The 22,604-nt window shown below is 56.2% G+C and carries 16 protein-coding genes; 3 read left to right on the top strand and 13 right to left on the bottom strand.

Annotated features, from left to right (window positions below; translation table 11 throughout):
- Positions 1–48: 48 nt before the first annotated feature.
- The 3 genes from HFP54_RS00615 to HFP54_RS00605 form a co-directional block, all read right to left on the bottom strand.
- Entirely contained in the window at positions 49–1,473 is a 1,425-nt protein-coding gene (locus tag HFP54_RS00615) for an MBL fold metallo-hydrolase (protein WP_168563695.1), read from the bottom strand.
- 15 nt (positions 1,474–1,488) lie between these two features.
- Complete coding sequence (locus HFP54_RS00610; RefSeq protein ID WP_168563694.1) at positions 1,489–2,325, bottom strand: sulfite exporter TauE/SafE family protein; 837 nt, start codon at positions 2,323–2,325, stop codon at positions 1,489–1,491.
- A 397-nt stretch (positions 2,326–2,722) separates the two neighbouring features.
- Positions 2,723–4,390 (bottom strand): FAD-dependent oxidoreductase, encoded by a 1,668-nt coding sequence (locus tag HFP54_RS00605; protein ID WP_168563693.1) that lies wholly within the window; start codon positions 4,388–4,390, stop codon positions 2,723–2,725.
- 275 nt (positions 4,391–4,665) lie between these two features.
- Here HFP54_RS00605 and HFP54_RS00600 point away from each other — a divergent pair, with 275 nt between their 5' ends.
- Entirely contained in the window at positions 4,666–5,583 is a 918-nt protein-coding gene (locus HFP54_RS00600; protein WP_168563692.1) for a metallophosphoesterase family protein, read from the top strand.
- A 520-nt stretch (positions 5,584–6,103) separates the two neighbouring features.
- The gene (locus HFP54_RS00595; RefSeq protein WP_168563691.1) at positions 6,104–6,925 is read left to right on the top strand and encodes a phosphatidylinositol-specific phospholipase C/glycerophosphodiester phosphodiesterase family protein; all 822 of its coding nucleotides are present in this window, start codon (positions 6,104–6,106) and stop codon (positions 6,923–6,925) included.
- A gap of 4 nt (positions 6,926–6,929) precedes the next feature.
- Here HFP54_RS00595 and HFP54_RS00590 read toward each other — a convergent pair whose 3' ends face one another.
- From HFP54_RS00590 to HFP54_RS00555, 8 genes are all read right to left on the bottom strand, one after another.
- Entirely contained in the window at positions 6,930–8,546 is a 1,617-nt protein-coding gene (locus HFP54_RS00590) for an FAD-dependent oxidoreductase (RefSeq protein WP_168563690.1), read from the bottom strand.
- Between the two features lie 99 nt (positions 8,547–8,645).
- Complete coding sequence (locus HFP54_RS00585) at positions 8,646–11,057, bottom strand: NAD(P)H-dependent oxidoreductase subunit E (protein WP_206035940.1); 2,412 nt, start codon at positions 11,055–11,057, stop codon at positions 8,646–8,648.
- On the bottom strand, positions 11,054–12,841 hold the full coding sequence (locus HFP54_RS00580; RefSeq protein ID WP_168563689.1) for a BamB-related PQQ repeat family beta-propellar protein: 1,788 nt from the start codon (positions 12,839–12,841) through the stop codon (positions 11,054–11,056). Before HFP54_RS00580 ends, HFP54_RS00585 begins: the two co-directional genes overlap by 4 nt.
- Positions 12,838–14,145, bottom strand: a complete 1,308-nt coding sequence (locus HFP54_RS00575) for a 4Fe-4S binding protein (RefSeq protein ID WP_168563688.1) — start codon at positions 14,143–14,145, stop codon at positions 12,838–12,840. The genes HFP54_RS00580 and HFP54_RS00575 overlap by 4 nt, the downstream gene beginning before the upstream one ends.
- The gene (locus HFP54_RS00570) at positions 14,142–14,786 is read right to left on the bottom strand and encodes a 4Fe-4S binding protein (RefSeq protein WP_197136077.1); all 645 of its coding nucleotides are present in this window, start codon (positions 14,784–14,786) and stop codon (positions 14,142–14,144) included. Before HFP54_RS00570 ends, HFP54_RS00575 begins: the two co-directional genes overlap by 4 nt.
- Positions 14,783–15,034: an Mtc1 family protein gene (locus tag HFP54_RS00565; RefSeq protein WP_168563687.1), complete on the bottom strand. Its 252-nt coding sequence runs from the start codon at positions 15,032–15,034 to the stop codon at positions 14,783–14,785. The genes HFP54_RS00570 and HFP54_RS00565 overlap by 4 nt, the downstream gene beginning before the upstream one ends.
- A gap of 10 nt (positions 15,035–15,044) precedes the next feature.
- Positions 15,045–16,109: an NHL repeat-containing protein gene (locus HFP54_RS00560; protein WP_168563686.1), complete on the bottom strand. Its 1,065-nt coding sequence runs from the start codon at positions 16,107–16,109 to the stop codon at positions 15,045–15,047.
- Positions 16,110–16,124: 15 nt separating this feature from the next.
- Positions 16,125–17,549: a BamB-related PQQ repeat family beta-propellar protein gene (locus HFP54_RS00555; RefSeq protein ID WP_168563685.1), complete on the bottom strand. Its 1,425-nt coding sequence runs from the start codon at positions 17,547–17,549 to the stop codon at positions 16,125–16,127.
- Between the two features lie 587 nt (positions 17,550–18,136).
- On the opposite strand from HFP54_RS00555, the gene HFP54_RS00550 reads away from it, so the two are divergent.
- A complete protein-coding gene (locus HFP54_RS00550; protein ID WP_168563684.1) occupies positions 18,137–19,393 on the top strand; it encodes a BamB-related PQQ repeat family beta-propellar protein in 1,257 nt (418 codons plus the stop codon).
- 174 nt (positions 19,394–19,567) lie between these two features.
- Here HFP54_RS00550 and HFP54_RS00545 read toward each other — a convergent pair whose 3' ends face one another.
- A complete protein-coding gene (locus HFP54_RS00545; RefSeq protein WP_145302188.1) occupies positions 19,568–20,896 on the bottom strand; it encodes a Gfo/Idh/MocA family oxidoreductase in 1,329 nt (442 codons plus the stop codon).
- Between the two features lie 206 nt (positions 20,897–21,102).
- Entirely contained in the window at positions 21,103–22,590 is a 1,488-nt protein-coding gene (locus HFP54_RS00540) for an arylsulfatase (RefSeq protein WP_206035939.1), read from the bottom strand.
- Positions 22,591–22,604 lie beyond the last annotated feature (14 nt).

The raw sequence follows: 22,604 nt of genomic DNA, 5'->3' as shown, positions 1-22,604 counted from the left end.
TCAATCGAAGTTGTCAGGTTTGTTCTGTCGGTGGGTAAGCCCTGACGATCACACGGGCACAGATTTGTCTTGTGTGGTCGTGGGCAAGCCGGCTGATTTCCAAGCCATATAGCCACCTGCTAGGTTCGTTACCTTTTTAATCCCTGCCGCTTGCAGCACGCTTGCGGCAATCGCGGATCGAGCTCCGCTGCGACATTGCACCACGACGGGCTGATCCGCCGAAACGGATGTGACCGTTTCCGGTAAGCGTCCTAGAAAATGATGCCGTGCGTTTTCAATGTGGCCGGCATTCCATTCGTCGGCCGATCGAACGTCCAGCAATGTGACTTTTCCGGACAACACCGCCTCACTCAGTTGATCGACGGATTGATTGCGATAGGATTCCGATGCGTGCCCGGCGACGATTAACTCTCTTGCATCAAAACCACCGGCGATTTGATCGCATCCGATCTTGTGCAATACCCTGGCGGCTTCCTCAAGCGTTTCTTCACCGGTGATCAAATAGGTCGGCTTTGCATAGTCCAACAACCACCCCGCCCATCCCGCAAGCATTCCGACGGGAATGTTGATCGATCCAGGAACGTGTGCTTCTGCGAAGGCATCGGCGGAACGCAGATCGACCACATTTCCTGTTGCAATGGCATCTTCAATCTCGGACGCCGACAGCATTTGATGCCGATGGTTGGGCCCCAGAACCTTAGGGCCCTGCTTGTTGACACGTTTCATCACCGCAAAGTATTTCGGTGCCTCCGGTTGATCCGCCAGGATGTAACGAACGAATTCTTGTTCATCTTGATACTGCAGCGCCGGATTGAACCGCTTTTCATACCCAACGGTCGACGATGGGATCGCGCCCAATCCCTTCCCACAGGCGCTACCCGCCCCGTGTGCCGGCCATACCTGCAGGTAATCGGGCAGGGCACGAAACCGTTCGATCGATGCGAACAGATCGCGCGCCCCGGGTTCCGCGGTGTCTGCGATGCCCGCGGCTTCCTCCAAAAGATCGGGTCGTCCGATCGATCCCACAAACACAAAATCCCCTGTAAAAATCCCCATCGGCAGATCGGCACCACCACCCATGTCGGTTAGCAGAAAGGACAAACTTTCCGGCGTGTGCCCGGGCGTGTGCATGACCGTGAACTTCAGATTGCCGATCAAGAATTCGTCGCCGTCGTGAAGCAGTTGATGGTCATACTGGGAAGCGTATTGATATTTCCAATCGCTGGGCCCTTCATCGGAAACATACAGCTTCGCATTGACTCGTTCCGCAAGTTCACGTGCGCCCGATACATAATCGGCATGGATGTGTGTTTCGGCGATTGCCGTGATCTCCATCCCCTCGGACTTGGCGACGGAAAGATACTGTTCGATATCACGCCCTGGATCGACAATCAGAGCAACGTTGGCTCGCTGACACCCGACCAGATACGAGGCATGAGCCAGCTTGTCATCGTAAAAATATTTCAACAACACCTTGGACACTCCTGTCTAAAGGGACATTTGCAAGACGATCTGTTTCGACACGATAAAGATGGCAACCAGCACGATTGCGACAGCGAAAACCTTCTGCAGTGACGCTGCGGGTAAGTGCTTCCCGATCGCCCCTCCCAGCCACATGCCGGCGAAACCACCGATGATGAACAGGGATGTGATCGAGAGAGAGATGTCGTTGCCGCCGGCGAGATGCGACGTGACGCCACTAATGCTGATCAAGACGATGACCAACAACGATGTCCCGACGGCTCGGTGGATTGACATACCGCTGGCCAAGACCAATGCCGGGACGATCACAAACCCGCCACCGATCCCAAAGATTCCGGACAAGAAACCCGTCATCAGGCCGATCAGCAGCAACAAGCGTGCACACCGGGAAGTCAAACGAAGCTGACCGTCGGCATCCCGCTGGCAACGTCGGCGATCGGAACCACCGTCTTCTGACTGGCAACTGTTCGGTGCGACATCCGGTGCATGAGTCGCCTTGTGCCACAGTTGCCAAGCCACCACTAGCATCAAGACCGCAAACAACACCAACAACAACTCGCCCGGCAACCGCGTTGCAACAAACGCACCAACCGGAGCACTGATCATGCCCGCGACGGCGAAAAGGATTCCCGTTCGGAATTCCACTTCGTGCCGGATGACTCTTTGAACCACGCCCAGCAATGCGGTTCCCCCCACCGCTGCCAGAGAAATCCCCACGGCTTCCCTGGGTGAAACCGACAGCCCATAAACCAGCAAGGGAACGGCGAATATTCCGCCCCCGCCGCCGGTCAGCCCAAGAGCCAATCCGACGACCGCACCGAACGCGATTGCCAGCGGATCCATCAGAACACTCCACGAAACAAACACCTCGCGACATCACGATATATCGCACATTCAGTCCATCAATGACCGAAAGGAAGATCGTTCCGCCAAGACGGTTAAAATGCGGCGGCGGTCAGAGCAGTGCCCTATACCGGCGAGTGCCGTGGGCCGATCGACCAACTTGCACCATAGCGGCTTTCACACCGAAATCAGCCACGCGGTGGCTGACGCAAATCGTCGCAGTCGCCACCTTTGGACAGCGTTTCCCCCACCCGCCGCATGGGTCGCTATGCGAACGAATACCGCAGCGGCTTGCGTCGGTGGAACCAACAACGCTTGACACCGGAGTCCGTATCTTCGCGCACGCGTTTCAGAAATCCCTCAGCACTGCCCGGTGATGAAATCCGAACAGTCGTGATCAGTTCGGGTGATCCGAAGTTGCCGAGTGTTCGACATGGTTTTGAAGGTATTGGTGAACACAGGTGATTCCCAGTGCGCCGTCACCCGCGGCAAACGCACAACGCTTTGTCGTTCCGCTGCGGACATCACCGGCGGCAAAGATTCCTGGTCGGCTGGTTTCCAGTTCGCAGGGTTCACGCGACGCCGACCACGCGTCCGCCTGTCTTAAAGCAGGCCCCGTCAAAATGAAACCACGACGATCCAGTGCCACCGTATCCCCCAGCCAATCGGTGTGCGGCTTGGCACCGACGAACACAAAAACGGCCTGGCAACCAAGCGTTTGGGATGATTGATCTTGGTTGTTACGAACGACAACTTGCCGGACGCAATCTTCACCATCCAACTGATCGATTTCCGTATTCAACATGACGTGAATGTTCGGATTGGATTCGATTCGACGCGCAAGGTAGTCAGACATGCTCTTGCGTAGGTTGTCTCCGCGAATCAGCAATCGAACTTCGCTGGCATGCCCCGACAGATACATCGCTGCCTGACCAGCGGAATTTCCGCCTCCCACCACCACCGCCATCGAATCCCGACATGACCGCGATTCGACGGTGGTTGCGGAATGGTAAAGCCCCGATCCTTCGAAACGATCGGCACCATCGACGGGCAACCGTCGGTAAGAAACGCCGGTGGCGATCAGGATCGTTTTGGTCCTGACCGATTGTCCCGTACAAAATTGCACCTCATGCATGCCGTCGGATGTCGGAGTGACCGAGGTGACCGAAACGGGAGCCAAGAAATCAGCATTGAATTTCATGGCCTGGAGAAATCCAAGATTGGCCAATTCCGTTCCCGGCAAACCAGCCGGAAACCCCATGTAATTCTCGATGCGCGAACTTTGCCCCGCTTGGCCGCCGGGTCCGACACTATCGACCAACAAGGTTTCCAAACCTTCGGAGGCACCGTAAACCGCTGCCGCCAAACCGGCCGGCCCGGCCCCGACGATGACCACATCGTAAGGCTGACTGCGGACATCTCTGGCGATCCCCAAACACTCGGCGACCTTTGCAAGCGAAGGTCGCGGGATGACATTCTGGCTGCATGCGATGACGGGTGTTTGTTCGTCTTTGATGTCCCAATCCTTGATCGCAGATTGCCCTTGGGGACTGGCAACATCGATAAAAGTGTAAGGCACTTTGTTTTTGTAAAAGAACTCGCGAAAGCGTAACGTTTCACCAGAATTGGCCGCGCCGACGACTCGGATTCCCAGAAACCCAGACTCCTCCAACATTCGGCGACGGACCTGAAAGGCGTCCAATAAACGGTCGCTCAATTCCGGAAGATCCGCAATCATCTGGCGGACCTGACAATACGGCACTTCGATCAACTGGCAATTCCCGACCGCCACGGCCGTTACCACCGAAGGCCGATTGGTCAGCATTGATACGTCGCCGGTAAACTCCCCGGGGCCATGAACCGCAATTTCGTTTGGTTTTCCCGACGACGCCTCAGTGATGCGGACGGTTCCTTCGCGAACAACGAAGAAAGAAAACTCACGATCACCTTCGCGGAAAAGCACAGTACCATCGGCAACCTCACGAAGATCGCCGACTTCGGACACGATCGCCATCTCATTCTCGTTCAGCTTTGGAAACGCCGTTTCGGCCGTGCTTGCTGCCATCAAAGTCACCCTTGTCGTCCGAATTTCCTGGCGAATCACTGAAACGTGCTGTTAATTGTATCGCGTCGGCGATCCATCGCATCGGCCATACCCGAAGCGACCGTTACCACTCGGAATGCGGCGGAATATCGACTCCTGACGCCAGCATCCCTGAAACCATGAAGATTGCGTAAGAAGTCGTTGTTCCGTCACTCGGCGGCGGCCAAACTCAGATCGTCCTCCAATGTCGTCGTGATCAACACGCCGATCGTTTCCAGACGAAGAGCAACGAACACATGCATTCCCCAGCCCTCTCGCGACGTCGATTATTCCCCGTGCTTGCGGCCGGCAGCATCACGATCGCATCATCCGCCTTGTCCGAAGTACCGGTTGCCGGTCCCCCGGTCACCTTTGGATTGATCGCCGACCCGCACGTCGGGTTGGCAAAAAATGCTCAAGATCGCCTAGGCATGTTTCTGGATCGCATGTCCACAGCGTCGCCCGATTCGCTGATTCAGTTGGGTGATTTTGCCTTCCCCGAGCCACGCCATCAGCGGCTGGTCGATTCGTTCAACGAGATCACCAAGCACCCGATTCACGTGATCGGAAATCACGATCTGGATTTTGGACACACGCCAGACGCCTGTGTCGAATCGTGGGGAATACCTGGACGTTTTTACCGCCATGACGTCGGCCCATTGTGCGTGCTGGTGCTGGACGGCAATGACAAGGGTTCTCCGACACACGATCAACATGGTGGATACCCGAGCTACGTCGGGCCCGAGCAACTGGAATGGCTGGACCAAAGTTTGGCTGACGCCGACCGGCCCGTCGTCGTTTGCAGTCATCAACCGCTTGCCGGACGAGCCGCCGTCGACAATGCCGATGCTGTTCGTAAAATCCTTGAAGCTCACCGTCGCAAGGTCGTGTTGTGCTTGAACGGACACACGCACATTGACCAACTGCTGGAGATCAGTGGCATCCCGTACCTGCATGTAAATTCGGCCTCGTATCATTGGGTGGGAGGACCACGAAAATGGGTCAGCTACGCAGATCCATTGTTTGCCACTTTGGTCGTCGACCCCTTCAAAAGACTGGTCACAATCCAAGGCCGATCGAGTCACTGGGTGGGCGATCCTCCCGCCGAAGCGGAACAGGATTCGTCGAACGCGATCGTTCCGCAGATCCGATCACGGTCGATCATCGCGGGCTAGCTTCGTTTAGCTAGAACGCTGGTCGGAAACTTGCGGTTCGCGATCCGCCCAATCGTTCCAAACCGTCACGTCGTGGCCAACGCCGCAGTATTTTTGCCATGTTCGCCGATGGGTCGTCCCATAAGGCATTGCACCGCCAACTAGTCTGAATGGCTCATTCGAGTCGGTCGCGTGCGTTTCGATGCATTCGGCGTGGATCTGTTTTCTGTGTCCCCGCGTCGTCATGATCACACCGGACGAAAACTCGTCGCGTCATCACTCGAATGCCTTGGAACATCGGGTGGTGGGTCGCCGGTGACACGACTCGCATGTTCTCTTTCACCGAAAGTCAAGCTGCCTTGGGCGAGCTGCCTGTCCCGCCAGCGTGCGGCATCACCGATGCCGTCAAATAGCTTGTGAACATCCGCGCCCGATCGCACACGCAATCGGCAATCGCTAAGGTGCCGATGGATGTCAGCGGCCGAGTGTTCTATCGGCGCACCGACATCTTGTGATCATTTCATGAAGTAGAGATTGTTCGATGCGAACCCTATTGATTTTGTCATGGTGCGTTGCCCTGATCGGGTCTCCACAGAACGCCGAATCGCAATCACCGGAGCGTGTCTATCCGGCGGCACATTCCCACAACGATTACACGCGCCCACAGCCGTTGACGGATGCCCTGGCCAACGGATTTGGAAGCGTGGAAGCGGACATCTTTCTGCGCGACGGCGATTTGGTGGTGGCCCACGATGCCGATCAGATCAGCCCCGACCGTACGCTAAGGTCAATGTACCTGGATCCGCTAAGTCGCCGTGTCCGAAAATTCCAAGGATCGGTTTACCAGCATCCCATCGAATTCATCTTGCTGGTCGACATCAAAGACAATGGCGAAACGACCTATGCGGCGCTGCATGAATTGTTGTCCGAGTACGCTTTTATGTTGACTCACGTCAAAGACGGAAAGCAAGTCACCGGTGCGATCAGTGTTGTCATCAGCGGCAACCGACCGATCGAGATGATGGCTGAACAGTCGACACGTTACGCTGGAATTGATGGTCGGCTGAGCGACCTTGATTCCGACATGCCCGCCCACCTGATGCCAATGATCAGCGATCGATGGACCAGCCACTTCGCCTATCGGGGTTCAGGCCCCATCGCAGATGACGACAAACAAAAGCTGCAGCAGATCGTCACCAAGGCTCATCGTGCGGGTCGCACCCTTCGATTCTGGGCCACTCCCGAAGACCAAAACCTATGGCAAGTTCTTGTCGACGCAAACGTCGACTTGATCAACACCGATCACTTGGCACGCTTGCGAAAATTTCTAGCGTCTCAAGAATCGGCACCTTCCTTCGAATGACTGTTCATTGGGATTTCGTCTTTGATTCGCCCAAGTCCACCACGTCGACATCACGCCAGCGAAAATAGATGGCCCCTGTCGGACAGGCATCGACGCATTCCTGGGCAACCGAGCGAACGGCGTCTTCCCAGGAACGGTCAAACGGAACGCCGACGCGAACATCAAAACCACGGCCGACGAATGACAGCCCAAGATCTGATTTGGACTTTGAGGCGATCTGAATGCACAACTCGCACTTGATGCACTTACCGGGTTCGAACAAAACGTCGCCACCGCGACCCACCACTTCGTAGGTCGCTTGACGAGATCCAAATCGTCCCGGGTCGGCATTGTATTTTGATGCCCAATGTTCCAATCGACAGTTTCCATGGGCCACGCACCCACAAGCCAGACAACGGCCGGACTGCTTCGCGGCTGTGACGGAATCCACACCACCGGTCGATTCGTCCACCACCAATTGCTCCGTGGCCAAGGGTGCGTGTCCGGCGTCTTGTACAAACTGACCCAGTTCTTGGGGTGCGACCTTTCCCATCCGAGATGAAAAAGACCGAGAGATTCCGGTCGTTTTTCCCAGGGTCAGGTACTGATCGATGCAAACAGCCGCTTCTTTCCCATCCGCCGTGCTGCGTACAAAGAGTGCGTTTCCACGAACGGCGTTTCCCGCGGCAAATACCTGATCGATATCCGTGGCGTAGGTCGCACGATCCACCTGGATGCCTTTTCGGTTCGTCTTCAATCCCAACCGCTGTGCCGCCTGCATTTGGCCTTCGCCCCAAGCCACCAGGACCGCATCAAAGTCGTCCAACAGTGTCGTAAATTCATCCGCCGACTGGACCGTTCGATCGCAGGTCAATTCGAACCCAACCTGACGAACTCGCTGAATCTCTGATGCCAGAACCGCTGGCGGCAAAGCATCGGCACCCAATGCGTGCAGCCGGCCACCTGGCTGCGACGCTTTCTCCAAAACCTGGCATCGATGCCCAAGCCGAGTCAGGTAGTAGGCTGCCGACAGACCGGTCAAACCAGCGCCAATGATGGCAACACGTTTTCCAGATGCGATCCTTGGTTCGGGTTGGTAACCGTCACCGGTCGCCAAGTCTTTGTCGGCAACAACTTGCTTCAATTGACACACCGCGACTGGGTCATCTGCGGCGTTTCGTCGACATCCCTTTTCACAAGGCTTGGTGCAGATGCGTCCCAAAATGGCCGGAAATGCGATGTCGTTTTTGATCGTTTCGATCGCTGCAGACCATTCCTGATCACCGATCTGACGCAACATCAATGGAATGTCCATGTGCGCGGGACAGGCGAAGTGGCACGGCGCTAGACAATCCCCCACGTGCTCGCTAAGCAACAGTTCCAGAGCCGTCCGGCGCGCCGCGTGGACTTCATCCGATTCACTTTCGATTTGCAGACCATCGGTCGCGGTGGTTGCACAACTAGGAACCATGCGTCCGGTGGCAACATCGCGCACCAGGCAAACTTGGCACGAGGCTGATGGGTCATAGCCTTTCAAATAGCATAGCGTCGGTATTTCAATCCCGACCGACCGGGCAGCTTCCAGGACAGTCGTGCCGGGATCGACCACAACATCCGTCTGATCAATGCGTATTGTTGGCATCCCTAATCTCCTGTATCGCTGTTTGCCCCGCATGTTTCCAGGATCGACGTCCCAATGAATTCACGATCCAAGTGTCGATCAATCGAATGCCGGTATTCCTCATCGCGATTCACCTTGTGGACCCGACACGATTCGAATGGCATCTTCGGGACAGACCGTTCGACATGCGTCACATCGTGTGCACCGACTGTCATCAATCGAATGAATGCGATAGGGCGTCATTGGTATTGCATCCACCGGGCACTGTTGGCTGCAAAGCGTACATCCGATGCAATTGTCTTGAACTTGGTATGAGATCAAGTTTTTGCATCGCCCCGAGGGACACACACCACGAAGGTGGGCTTCGTATTCATCTCGGAAATACTTCAGCGTCGAAAGAACGGGGTTGGGGGCTGTTTTACCAAGTCCACATAAGCTGCCTTGGGCGACGCTTTCGCAAAGCGATTCCAGGGTGGCCAGATCAGCCTTCTTTCCCTTCCCCTCGCACATGCGATCCAAAATCTCAAGCAAACGCTTGGTCCCCACACGACAATACGTACATTTGCCGCATGACTGGTCCTGGGTAAAACGCAGGAAATACCGCGCGATATCCACCATGCAGTCGGTGTCGTCCAAAACAACCAAACCACCGCTTCCCATGATCGCACCGACACCTCGCAATGCCTCATAGTCCACTGGCGTGTCGGCCAATTCCGCCGGAATACATCCCCCCGACGGTCCGCCGACCTGCACCGCCTTGAATGTCCGGCCTTCGGGCACGCCGCCGCCGATCGAGTTCACGATTTCGCGAATCGTGATTCCCATCGGGACTTCGATCAGCCCTCCGCGCTGTACCTTTCCGGTCAACGCGAACACCTTGGTTCCTTTGCTGGCCGGTGTTCCCACGCCAGCGTATTGTTCGCCGCCGTGACGCAGAATCCATGGCACCATCGCCAGGGTTTCGACGTTATTGATCAACGTGGGCTTTTTCCAAAGTCCCGACTGGGCAGGGTAGGGCGGACGCAAACGCGGCGTTCCACGACCACCTTCGATCGAATGAATCAGCGCGGTTTCTTCGCCGCAAATGAACGCGCCGGCACCTTCTTTGATTTCAAAGTCCAGCGAATGGTCGCTTCCCAGAATGTTTGGCCCCAAGATGTTTGCTTCCTTGCACCGCCCAATCGCTTCGCGAATACGCGTCACCGCAAGTGGGTATTCCGCGCGGATATAGAAATATCCTTGACGAGCCCCGACAGCCAGCGCGGCGATCGCCAAACCTTCGATCACGCGATAGGGAAAGGATTCCAGCAGCATACGATCCATGAACGCGCCGGGATCACCTTCATCACCGTTACAAATGACATACTTTTGATCGGATTGCGTGTCCGAAACGATTTGCCACTTCGCCGCCGACGGAAAGCCGCCGCCTCCGCGCCCTCGCAGTCCAGACACACGTACCTGGTCAATGATCTCTTGCGGCAATCGCTCGAGTGCACAGCGTCGCAGTGATTCAAAACCACCGAACCGTTTGTACTCTGCAAGGTCCAGAGGATCGATCGCACCACTGTTATCAGTGGCAATTCGTTTCTGGGGTCCCAGAAAATCACAAACCGGACCACACTCGGTTTCCAGCGGTGTCGTTGCGTCGTCGGACGGCGGTTCTCCTTCGTAAACAACATCCAACAAGTGGTGTGCGGCCGATGCAAATCTTGACAGCAAGCTTTTCCGCGGAAAGCTTGAACGCAAAATTCGATCGACGTCCGCTTCGACCACCCGTGCGAACGTCTCGGTCGTGCCGTCGCGTTTGCAGACTTCCAACAGCGGCGTCTGGTGACACATTCCCACGCATCCGACGCTTTTGACTTTGGCATCCACGCCCAACTCGGACGCAATCGCGGCGGCCTTGTCGAACACGCGTCGACTTCCCTGCGCGACACAGCATGACCCCAAGCCGACGCGAATTTCGCCGGCACCTTCGGGCATCCGATGCGGCATCGCAATTGAGGTCTTTGATCCAGGTGCTTTCGCATCCACTGATCGAACCTTCTTGGCCACTTCGGCAGGTGCAAGCCGCCCAAAGACTTGGTCGTCGACTTGAACCACCGGTGCAAGGGTACAACATCCCAAACATGCCACCGGTTCAATCGTAAACTGTTGGTTTGGATCGGTATCCTGTGTCGGATCCATCCCCAGATCAGTTCGAAGCGTTTCGATCAATAGGTCAGCCCCCTTCACGTGGCATGCCGTTCCGCAGCAAACCTGAACGTGATGGCGTCCCATCGGCCGATGCCGAAACTGAGTATAGAACGTGGACACTCCTGCGATCGAAGCGGGGGTGATGTCGGTTAATTCACAGACGCGCTGAAGCGCAGACGATGGCAGATAGCGATAATGCTTTTGAATGGACTGCAGCAACGGAACGACGGCATCCGGGGTACGTCCGATGCGACGCACGGCATCATCGACGAATGCCAAATCCACGTCCGTCTTTGGCGAATCCACCCCAATCATTTCTTTGACAACCGCACTCATTTCTGGGGTCCTAAACAATAAAGGTGTTCACGACCTCGCAGGAAAATCTTGCCGTTGGCGACGGCGGGGCTGGTCACACAGTCTTCGCCCAAGTTCGATTCGGTGATCGTTTCACACCCGTCTTCGCTGGGACGAACCGTCCAGCACAATCCTGTTTCGCCGACCAGTAGGACGTCGTCACCAAAACGCGTGGGGGAAGCCTGGAAGTTGTCCTCGTAATCGATCTCCCACAGTGGTTCACCACCGGCGCCGGCATCGTATGCCGCAAGAGTTCCATAGGACGTCAGCATCAAGACAAGGTCGCCGACGATCAGCGGGCTGGTTGTGTCCGGAATGCTGTATTCCGCTGTCCAATCAACATGCGTTTCGGTCACGTCCCCGGTGCCTCCCCAACGAATTGCCGTCGCTCCGGGCGATTCGTTCGCGACAACCACGTGCTGGTCCGAAAAAACAGGAGACGGACCGACATCCTGGCGTAGTGCTGCACAGCGCCAGCATTCGGATCCGTCGCTTAGGTTGTAGGCGATGACCCAAGGATCCGCACAAGCGATCAACACATCCTGCCCGTCTCGATTGGCGACGATCGGGGTCGACCACGACGCGGGCACCTCTCGTGCAATGGAATAAACCGCGTCGCCTGTGGCAACGTTCAACACGTCGATTCGTGATGCGTTGTCGGACTTGCTGCCTTGGTCCAACTGCACGATCAATCGGTCACCCGACAGCACCAAGGAAGAAGCGTGCCCATAAATGTTTTCCAGTGGGCCCAAATCCCTTAACCACACTTCATTGCCATCACGATCCAGAGCCACCAACAATCCATCCGCAAAAATAGCGAACGCCAATTGGCCATTGGTGGTCATCGTCGATGCGGCGTAGCCCGTGTCTTCACTGACTTCGACGGGGGGACGCGTGGGATCCGGATGCTCTATTTCTTTCGTCCAAAGCAGCGTCCCATCGGAGACCGAAAAGCTCTGAACGCAACGTCGCGTTTCGTCCGCCGACGCCAAAAACACACGGTCACCCCACACCACCGGAGATCCATTGCCGGGACATTCGACCGGCACCTTCCACAGGATGCCTTCGCCGGTATCTGCATCCCAGCGAAAATCCAAAGACGACATTGCACTGGTTCCATCACCCCGTGGCCCACGAAATCGATACCAGTTGCTCGCAAATTCTTCTGCCGATACCGGCGTCACTACATTCTGGATCTCAGGCAGGGCGCTGGCAGCTTTCCCACCGTCAGCTTGATCGCGTTCGATAGCAGAATCTTCGACCGCACGTGACGCAGCGAGTGCCGCTGACAGGTCTTGTTGGCCATTCCTTTGCAACAACACCGCCACCATCAGACATGCCGCAACCAGAACGGTGACAGCAGACATGCCCCAGGTTGAATTGCGATGAAAGTCACTTGGTTCCGGATCACCACCCTGTATTTGGATTCGCGACGGATCGGACATTGGTCCCAAACGCCGCGATGCCAGGAACACAATCACCGCACCGACCAGACACAACCGTGCGCCCCACCAAGTGAACGCCTTGCGACGAAAATACTGTTGTCGAACATGTTGATCACGTTCGCGGATCTGGTGCTTCAGCGAATCGTCATTCGGTTGTTCACGCAATTCAAGTTTCAATTGCTGCAACTTTGAATCGCTATACGGGTCGATGATTCGGCCGCCGAAATCGAAGAACAACGCGACTCCGACGAACAACAGAAACCACGTGGCAACCACCGACAATCCGTTGCGGTTTCGATAGAACACCTGAAACAGATTCATGGACGATGTTCCCCCTGAATCGTTGGCAATCCCACGACGCCTTGTTTGGCATGTTCGACGGGACAGAATTCAAAGCAACGCCCACAGGAAACGCATGCCGATCGATCAGCAACAAACTCGTCTTGCTGTCGACGGCGACACAAAGAAACCGATTTGCCAACGACGACCAGTGCAATCCAGACACCAAGCCCCACACCGGCGTAGCGATACCGATGCTGTGTTTCGACCGCGTCCAACAACAGCTGATCGGCGTCGCCCTGCGCTGCGCGAAACGCGTCACTGGCGTCGTTGGTTGGCCACTGGGGATCAGCCGCTTCATGCTGCAACTGACTTGCCAGTTGCACATCAAATTCCAAACCCGAAAGAGCCGGTCCAAGGCGATAGCCCATGATTGCCAAGCCGATGATCAACACCGGGGTGGCAGCGAAGACAAATATTAGACGTCGTTTCCCCGAAACTGTTTCTTGATCGGTGGCCGTTTCGCTAGGTGGCTCGATCGCACCATAGGGACAAGCATCGCGACATAGACCGCAACGAATACAGTCGCCCGGTGGAATCCGCACGTTCGATCGCGCGACGCCGGAACACGCGGACAACAAAGCACCATAGGGACAAAGAAAGCGACAATAGGGTCTGCCGACAAACACGCCGACAAGCAGCAAGAACGTTCCGAACAGAATCATGCCAGCGTTTCCGCTGAAGCGAAAAAAACCGACGAACGGATCGTAGCGACAGATCAAAAACATGCCTCCGCTGGCTGCAAAGATGACCGCGGCTCCCAAATAGATCCACGGCACCACCCCTAAACCATGGTCGATCCATTTGGGAATCTGGACGTTTCGAACAGCCACCATTTCTTGGATCGCCCCCAAGGGGCAAACGCCCGAGCAAAAGACACGCCCGGAATAGAGTGCGAACAGAATCGGCAAACAGAAAAACCCGATCACTGTCAGCGGAACGGCATAAGACGCGTCGGTCATCGCATAGGCGACATTCTGTACTGAACCCACCGAACAAACGCAGCCCTGGCGAATGAAACCAAACCAGACCAGCGAAAACGCGGACAACCCAAACAGCGACCGACGCGAACGAGAAACCAGGGCGAAATAGCTGGCCAGGGCTAGCGCGACCAAAAGCAGACTCAAGTCCAAGCATTCCCACCAGAAACCACTGGCCGCCGGTTGTTCCGATACCGGAATGGCGTGATCGGAAAACTGAGGCGTGGGAATCAGATTTCCCAACAAGAATGCTTGCAACGTCGCCGACGATTCACCAATGCCCGCCACCAACACCGTTTCAATCATCGCAGCGTCACCTGTTGCAGAAGGGCCTTCGATTGATCCGTGGGTGTCGGCCTATTGGTCAACAACTCTTGTGCCTGGCGTTTCAACAGATACGGCCGGTCGGCGGGGACTTGCAGGAATGCTTCGGTGGGACAGGCACGACTGATCGCACATTCGTTGCAGTTCACACATTTGTCCTGCATGACCTGCAGGTACAGCGAACCGTTCATCAACGCGCATCCCTTCACGCACTTTCCACAACCAATGCAGGCTTCGGGGTCGATGGTGTATTCGTAGAACTTCTGGCCGGCTTTTTCTTCAACGAATCGACGTTCGATGGCCGCGGTCGGACAAAGCTGGTTCTCCGCGGCCGTGTCGACGGCGGTGTAGTTGGGATCCAGGTAACCCGTGCAGATGTCGCAATACCCACACATGTCAAAGCATTGGACACACTTGACCGCGGATTCATCCAAAACGCATTCGGTTGCACATTCGCTGCATCCCACGCAACGATCCGGGTCGATCTGCCAACGCATTTCTTGTCCGATTGCCGAGCGTCCGGCCACTCCGCCGGCAACGGCACCAACCGCCAAAACGCCAACGGCCCGAGTCATATCACCGACGAATTGACGCCGTGATTCGCGATGGTCCGCGTTCATCATCGCTGCCTCCTTGGACGTGAATCCGACCATGACGGTTGGCGAATCTGACATGTCACGCTTAGGCGACACTGGGCACAGCCGGTTCCCTGATCGATACAACGTCCCGACATTCTTCGCTGCACAAGGAAGTACGCGATCAGTGCAATCACCAACGTCGCACCACCACGCATCCATTGCCGGAACCATTCCCGGCGATCAATGACTCGCAAGTTCGGATGATTGGCCGTTTGCAGTTTGCGCTCGTTCATGGGAATCATCTCAGTTGCCTGCAAGTTCCCTTTGGTCAGCCACGCGTTCCTGCGCGAAGACACGGACACAGTGCTGCAGCGGATCGAGAACCAAAATCTCGCCAGCGGAATTTGATGCGACATCGAAAATGGCCGGCGTCATGTCGGTGCGAGGATCGCCCAGTCGGCTGGAATCCACCTGAAGGTCCTGCGACGCGGCCACCAAGCCATCGAACTGCCCATCGGCGGTATAGACCTTGATGCGTGGAATGCCTTTTTCGCTGGTCAAAAACCTACCGTCGGGCAGACGGGATAAATGGACGGGGTTGCAACAACCGAAAAAGCTTTCGACATCGACACCGCTTTCGCCCCAGGCCAGTTCAAACTTTCCGTCCGACGAATAAGTCTCCACGCGATGGAGTCCCGGATTGACGACGTACAACAAACCGTCGCCTGAGGATAGCAATTCGAAATGATTGCTGGGAACGTTGAAATGCCGACCATCGGGAACGCGATCAGACCCATCCCATTGGTTGATCAGCCCCGCTGAATGATCAAAGTGGTGAACCAATCGTTGTCCCGCATCCGCCAGATAAACCCCTGTATCAGACATCGCGATGGCGGTGATATTGGCGTCGGCCGACATCGAAGCCCACGGTGTTACCTGCCGTGATGCGAAATCGACGCGATGCACTTGGTTGGCCGATGCCACCAGAATCGATGGCACTTCGCCGGATGCAGCGGAATCGATCGTCGCGCATTGCGGAACAAACGACAGTTCCATTGCGCCGTGTACGTTGCCAGCCTGATCCATCCATACCACGTCGCCTTGTTGATCAGGCCGACGCCCGAGAACCAGAATAAAGTCGGCACTGGAGACCTCGATCGCAATGGGATCCTGCAACGCCAATGAAATCTTACGAACCTGTTTCCACTCGAATGCTTCAGCGCTGGGACGCAGATGTGGATCCAAATCCAGCTGAAACGCGGAACCCGGAACGTCGGGATTAACGCGTCGATCAACCACCAAGTAGCCTGCGGCACCGACGATCGCGATGGTGGCGACAACGATCGGGATAGCATGCATTCGATTCATCACTTTGTCCCGTGGTTAGTCCTGAGGTTCGGATTCCGACAAAAGGTCCAGACACGCCATCCGAGTCATTTCACGCAGAATCAATTTTCCATCCACGATCGCCATCGGCCCCCAAGCGTCATGTCCATCGGGAAAGATCTCGGCCCGCGCAATGGGCTCGTAGGATTCGGTATTGGCTTGAACCGCCGTCAATGTGCCATGATCATCCAACAACCAAATTTTGTTGTCCGCAATCAGATAAGGTCCGTGCCCGAATCGATCCCGCCCGCTGGACCAAACTTCGTTTCCGTCCAAATCCATGCAGACCAACACGCCGCCACCTCGTTTGCGAACTCCAAAGATGTGTTGTTGGTACACGATCGGTGTTTGCTGTTCGGAATTGAATTCCTTGGGAGTGAATTCCTTCACGATGTCAACTGCATCGGCGGCATCGGATACCTGGAACAAGATTGCTCCGACCTTGGATCCGTAACCACTGGATACCAAGAATCGACTTTCCGGCAGCACAAGGGGCGATGGGGCGTGGGCGAATTGGACCGGCCAGGATGTCGTGTCCCATAAGATTTTTCCCGCTTCGGCGTCCACGCCCGCGATCCCGCCGCTGCCGCAGTAGACGTACATGCGTGTTCCACCAACATTCATTGGCACAACACTGGAATGCGTCATTTCCCACTGACGTGGATTGGCTGATTCCCAGATCACATCGCCGGTATTGATATCCAAAGCGACAAGCAATGCGGTTCCGCCCACGCCAAGAATCAGCTTTCCTTCATCCACCAAAGGGCATTGACCGACGTACCAGCGAGGTTCGACGGCCTGGTACTCGGCCACCAAGCTTTTCAGCCAAAGATTCTTGCCCGTGGTTGCATCCCATACGGCCAAATGACAACGGGGTCCCAGGGTGACGACAAGCGGGCCGGTGATCGTGGGGACGGTTCGTGTGATGCCATGGTTTCGCGTCACCGGAACCGGATAGCTGTTCCGCCAGATCTCTTGTCCGTCCGCCAACGACAAGCAGCGCAGCACATCGGATTGATTCGCCTCGTCATAGTCCAACACGTACACGCGACCGTTGGAAACCGCCGCACCGGCGTATCCTTCACACAAGGTGATTTCCCATTGCTTGTCCGGACCATCGGACGACCAATCGGTCCGCAGCGTCGGTGTTTCAATGACGACGTTGCCGCCATCCGGCCCGCGGAATCCCGTCCACGTTCCATCGGTCACGCCCGCCACACCGGCACCCGCAACCGGTTGCCCAGGAACCGGAACGGCGAGCACATCGCTTTTTAGACTGACCGTCTCGGGTGCGCCGTCTTGTCCCGGCAATCGCATGCGGACCTGCTGACTTGGCCGGACGCCCATCCAACCAACAGCAACGACAATAGCGCACAAAGCCACCAAGCCCAAAGTCCCACGATCCACAGCGGAGGCTTTCATGTCTCCGCCCTGAAATCACTGAAGGAACGACGAAGCAACCCGTTGCTATGAACCCACAACCATTGCCGCGCAACATCGAAGGCATGCGATCGGCGCGTCGGCGAATTCACTTCAAGCCCGCGTCCACCGGATTTCGACGTCCGACCGTTGTCAACGTGTTCAAAAAACTGAATGCATGGTTTCACGGTTCCAGTTCCGCTGTTGGTGCAACACGATTCGGCCGGGGACCAGGAACATCCTGACATTCCAGGACTCGACACGAATCGCTCGGCGGTGATCCTTTCCGCTGTCTTATCTTTCGAGCGATTATGGGCGGATCGTCGCAAGGTGTGCCACAGACGAACAGTCGCACGTGTCGTGAGCTGTGCGTTGAAAGCACGCTAATCGCGGCGTTTTATGAATCTGCACCTTCGATCCGCGACGATACGACGCACTGCAAAACGGTGCATTTCCGATACACAACGTGCGGTCGCGTCTCGGTATGATCAATCACTACTGAGACGACAGCGGAAGCTTTGCAAAACGAGTTTGCCTTGGGTCATTTGTCTTCCGCCTCCCCTTCACGCCCTCCTTCCACAGCAGCCCTCATGTCCAGAACATTCCCACGTATCTTTGGCGTTTGGATCCTATTGTTTCACGGTGCGTTGGCATGGTCCGACGACTGGCAACAGTTCCGCGGTGACGATGGTTCGGCAACCTCTTCACAGGGTTCCTTGCCTGTCCAATGGGATGCGGCCACTTCGGTTCGGTGGAAAACGGACCTTCCAGGACCGGGCGGTTCTTGCCCCATCGTTTTGGACGACTTGGTCGTCGTGACGTACTACGACGGATACGGAATCGACGAAGACTCGCCAGGCGACCTCCAGGATCTATCACGACATCTTGCGGCGTACCGTCGATCCACCGGCGATCACGTGTGGACCGTTGACTTTCCATCCGATGGTGGTGACAAACCGTTCGAAGGCTTCCAAGCGTTGCATGGTTATGCATCATCGACGCCAGTCACCGATGGCCAGGACATCTATGTTTTTCTGGGATGTTCCGGCGTCGCAGCGGTTTCGAAAGACGGTCAGAAACGTTGGCAAGTCAGTGTCGGCGACGGTGTTCACGGTTGGGGATCAGGAACATCACCTGTGTTGTTTGACGATTTGGTCATCGTCAACGCCAGCGTGGAAAGCGGCAGCATGGTTGCGCTGAACAAGAGCGACGGAACCGAAGCCTGGCGTGTCGATGATGTCCAAAGGTCATGGAGCAGCCCATTACTGGTCGACGTCGGTACGGGAACCCAAGAATTGGTACTCGCCGACAAGGGACGTTTGCGCGGGTTCGATCCATCCACCGGGAAAACACTTTGGACGTGCCCCTTTGTTGACGACTATATCTGCCCAACGCCCATCAGCCATGACGGAATCGTGTACGCCATCGGCGGTCGTCGCAACACCGCCGTCGCCGTCAAAGCAGGCGGACGTGGGGATGTCGAACCGCTGTGGGAAGCACGTGCGGGCGCAAACGTTCCATCACCGGTCTATCACGACGGGCATCTTTATTTCCTGAATGAACGCAGCGGTTTGGCGTTTTGCTTGAACGCCGAAGATGGCGAAATCGTCTATCGCGAACGCCTGTCACCGCGTCCCGGCACCGTCTACGGATCACCGCTGTTGGCGGAAGACCAATACTATGTCGTGACCCGTGACAGCGGGACATTCGTAATCGCCGCGAAGCCGGAATTTCAGATGCTTCAACACAACGATGCCTTGGATGACAGTCGCGTCAACGCCAGTCCCGTGCCGGCAGGATCCGAAATACTTGTGCGAAGCAACGACGCTCTGTATTGCCTGCAGTGACCCATCGAATTGGCGACCGCATTGCGACGGTCACCGATTCTCCGCCAATGGAATCGCCTGATAGGTTCACGTGCAGAATTTAAAAGCAAAGCCCCCGGTCGCATCGGCTGCGACCGGGGGCTCTTGTTTGATTGATCTTGTTGCGTTCGGCTCCAAACGCATTCAAGAACCTTATTAGGCAAATGGGTTGTAGCTGCCGGGGACCGGAATCGGATAACGTCCTTCATCGTCGGGACGTGCACTTTCAGGCACCTGCGATTCCAGGGTCAGATCGTCGATGTTGGGCGCCAAGTTGCGTCCATTTTCCAGCAACTCGTCCCACTTCAAAACCTTGCCGCTGTAGCAGGCTTCGCGGCCCAAGATCGCAGTGAACGTGGACAGCGCGCCGTATTCACCTTCGTTGTAGATGTCGCCTCGCATCAACGCAGCGATCAAATCGTGCTGTTCTTGTTGGTGGCCGTTCAAATTCGGGCCATCGAACTTCCACTCGTTCGCACCAGCCAACCAACCGCTCGGATCGGCCGTTCCCTTGGAACCTTGCACATGTTCGCCGACGTGGGTCCAAGCACCCTTCAGGTGACGACCTTGGCTGAACATCTTGCTGCCGTCGGCGAAGGTGAATTCGCAGAACGTGTGATCGTTGATTTGTGACTTGGTGGGATCGCCATCCATTCGTTGCCCACGACCACCCATGCCGTTGCATTCGACCGGGTATTCACCCTTGACCCAGCAACCGATATCCAGGTTGTGAATGTGTTGTTCACAAATCTGGTCGCCCGAAAGCCAATTGAAGTGGTACCAGTTGTTGCACTGGAACGCCATTTCGTTTTGATCATCGGTACGGTTGCGGTACCAGATCCCGCCGCCGTTCCAATAAACTTGCTGGGAAATCACGTCGCCGATTTCACCATCGTGGATGCGACGAACGGTTTCCAGGTAGTTGGGTTGGTGACGTCGTTGCAATCCGATCGCGACCAACAGATCTTTCTTCTTCGATTCCTTGACGGATTCCAAAACACGACGGACGCCGGGTGCATCGGACGCGACGGGTTTTTCCATGAACACGTGCCGGCCCTTCTTGACCGCGTGTTCGAATTGCTGCGGTTTGAAGGCGGGCGGTGTCGCGATCACGACAAGATCGCATTCAACATCCATTGCGGCCTTGTAGCCGTTCAGATCCGTGTAGATGTTTTCCGGGGTCACGGCGACCTTTTCGGCATACTGTTTACGCTTGCGAAGCGAGTTCAGCAGACCTTCGGCCTTTTGCGGAAAAGCGTCGGCGACGGCAACCAGTTTGACGTTGCCTTCGGTGTTGAACAGGTTGACGATGGCACCGCTTCCGCGACCGCCACAACCGATCAAAACGACTTTGATTTCGTCCAGACCTGCCGCGTGTGCGGTGCGTGCCACCGAGCCGGCCAAAGCCGCTCCGGTTGCGGCGACCGAGGTCGTCTTCAAAAAGGATCGCCGATCCGAGGATTTGGATGCGTTATCTTTGGTCATCACAGGGGTCTTTCAACGGGAAGGAAAGAAAGGTGGGTTTGCCACGACGCGATCGTTCACGCCAGCGGATTTCAGCCTGGCACGTCCGCTGTTGGGAGCTTCGCCCGATGGATTCCACCGGACTGAATTTACGATCGGTCGCCTAGGCCCACTAGTTTAACCAAGAAAACGCGACTGGGTGGTACGCGTTAGCGGTAGCGAAAGACTTAGCGAGCCGCATCTGGCACGTAGGTTTCCGCATTCCTTCGTCGGGTGATCTGCCAAGCCGCTTTTTCCCGATCCACCCGTTGTTGCGTTTTTCCGCTCAGCGGCCAATGAGGACTTTCGCGATGTGCTTCGGAAAAAATTTCCGCGGCCTTTGCCACGAGATCCGGCCGACTTTCGGCCAAATCGTTTGATTCGGCGGGATCCTGGGCCAAATCATAGATCTCAATGGGGCGATCCACCCCTATACGTACCGCTTTCCAATCACCGAACCGCGCCGCCTGGATCGGACGACCACCGTGCAGTTCCCAGTAAAAGTACTCCCGTTTGGGTGCGTCGCCGCCGCGCAAAAAGTCCACCAGCGAATGCCCGTCGGTTTCGTACCCCTCAGGTGGTTCGGCCCTGGCCATTTCAACAAAGGTCGGCATTACATCCCAAAACGCCCAAGGCTGATCGGTCACCCGACCGGCGGGCACGGTGCCTGGCCACCAGGCGATAGCCGCTTGGCGAAGGGCCCCTTCGTACATGCCTCGCTTGAATCCGCGCAAACCGTTGGACGCTTGCTCAAATCGTTTTCCCATGGCGGAATCCGGACTGAACGATGAACCGTTGTCGCCACTGAACAACACCAGCGTATCATCGTCGATCCCTGTCTCTTTCAACACGGACAGCAGTTGTCCCATGTCGCTGTCCAACCGGCTGACCTGGGCCGCATAGGATTTTTCCTTCAAGCTCCACGGCTTGTCCGCATAGATGCCCAGGTCGTCAATTTCATGTCGTCCGTGCGGCAAGGTCACCGCGTAGAACAAAAAGAATGGCTGGTCGGCGTGATCGCGAACCCAGCGGATCATGTCTTGCTGAATCAATTCTTGTGCATAGGTTTGACCGACCGTCCGCCCATCGTTGCCGGGCAAACGAAACGGCTGGTCATCGTCAAATAGATACGTCGGGAAATAGCTGTGCGCGTGTCGCTGACAGTTATAGCCATAGAAGTGGTCCACGCCCTGATTCATCGGGCTGCCGGTCGTATCGAAAAATCCCATGCCCCACTTTCCGAATGTTGCCGTCGCGTAGCCGGCCGCCTTGGCCACTTCGGCAATCGTCACCGTTTCGTCGGGCAAAGGGAACTGTCCCTCCGGCGGCATCTCGTAATTGCCGCGGACCGGACAATGGCCGCAATGTAGACCGGTAAAAAATGATGATCGACTGGGGGCACACACGCTGGTCCCACAATAGGCTTGCGTGTATCGAGTACCTTCGGCCGCCATCTGATCCAAATGGGGCGTTTGAATCAGTTGTTGTCCATAGCAGCCAAGGTCACCTTGAGCGACATCATCGCTGAGCACGAAGATCAAATTGGGTCGACGCGATTCGTCCGCTTTTGCGTTGCCAACGACACCGCCAATCAGCACACAAACAATCCCGGTGATCACCACCGCTCGGGTTGCGTCGCCGGAATGTCCGGAACCACGTTTTCTGAAGGCATTCAAACCAATCATCCATC

This window comes from Crateriforma spongiae (genome assembly GCF_012290005.1).
GTDB classification, from domain to species: Bacteria; Planctomycetota; Planctomycetia; order Pirellulales; family Pirellulaceae; genus Crateriforma; species Crateriforma spongiae.
Note: the sequence above shows the minus strand (reverse complement) of the source record. Positions and strands in the feature narration are given on the sequence as shown.

Excerpts from the sequence above, each read along its gene's own strand:
- HFP54_RS00600 (WP_168563692.1), top strand. The coding sequence starts at position 4,666 with ATGCATTCCCCAGCCCTCTCGCGACGTCGATTATTCCCCGTGCTTGCG.
- HFP54_RS00595 (WP_168563691.1), top strand. The coding sequence starts at position 6,104 with ATGCGAACCCTATTGATTTTGTCATGGTGCGTTGCCCTGATCGGGTCT.
- HFP54_RS00575 (WP_168563688.1), bottom strand. The coding sequence starts at position 14,145 with ATGATTGAAACGGTGTTGGTGGCGGGCATTGGTGAATCGTCGGCGACG.
- HFP54_RS00580 (WP_168563689.1), bottom strand. The coding sequence starts at position 12,841 with ATGAATCTGTTTCAGGTGTTCTATCGAAACCGCAACGGATTGTCGGTG.
- HFP54_RS00565 (WP_168563687.1), bottom strand. The coding sequence starts at position 15,034 with ATGAACGAGCGCAAACTGCAAACGGCCAATCATCCGAACTTGCGAGTC.
- HFP54_RS00560 (WP_168563686.1), bottom strand. The coding sequence starts at position 16,109 with ATGAATCGAATGCATGCTATCCCGATCGTTGTCGCCACCATCGCGATC.
- HFP54_RS00605 (WP_168563693.1), bottom strand. The coding sequence starts at position 4,390 with ATGGCAGCAAGCACGGCCGAAACGGCGTTTCCAAAGCTGAACGAGAAT.
- HFP54_RS00550 (WP_168563684.1), top strand. The coding sequence starts at position 18,137 with ATGTCCAGAACATTCCCACGTATCTTTGGCGTTTGGATCCTATTGTTT.
- HFP54_RS00570 (WP_197136077.1), bottom strand. The coding sequence starts at position 14,786 with ATGATGAACGCGGACCATCGCGAATCACGGCGTCAATTCGTCGGTGAT.
- HFP54_RS00610 (WP_168563694.1), bottom strand. The coding sequence starts at position 2,325 with ATGGATCCGCTGGCAATCGCGTTCGGTGCGGTCGTCGGATTGGCTCTT.
- HFP54_RS00585 (WP_206035940.1), bottom strand. The coding sequence starts at position 11,057 with ATGAGTGCGGTTGTCAAAGAAATGATTGGGGTGGATTCGCCAAAGACG.
- HFP54_RS00590 (WP_168563690.1), bottom strand. The coding sequence starts at position 8,546 with ATGCCAACAATACGCATTGATCAGACGGATGTTGTGGTCGATCCCGGC.
- HFP54_RS00555 (WP_168563685.1), bottom strand. The coding sequence starts at position 17,549 with ATGAAAGCCTCCGCTGTGGATCGTGGGACTTTGGGCTTGGTGGCTTTG.
- HFP54_RS00545 (WP_145302188.1), bottom strand. The coding sequence starts at position 20,896 with ATGACCAAAGATAACGCATCCAAATCCTCGGATCGGCGATCCTTTTTG.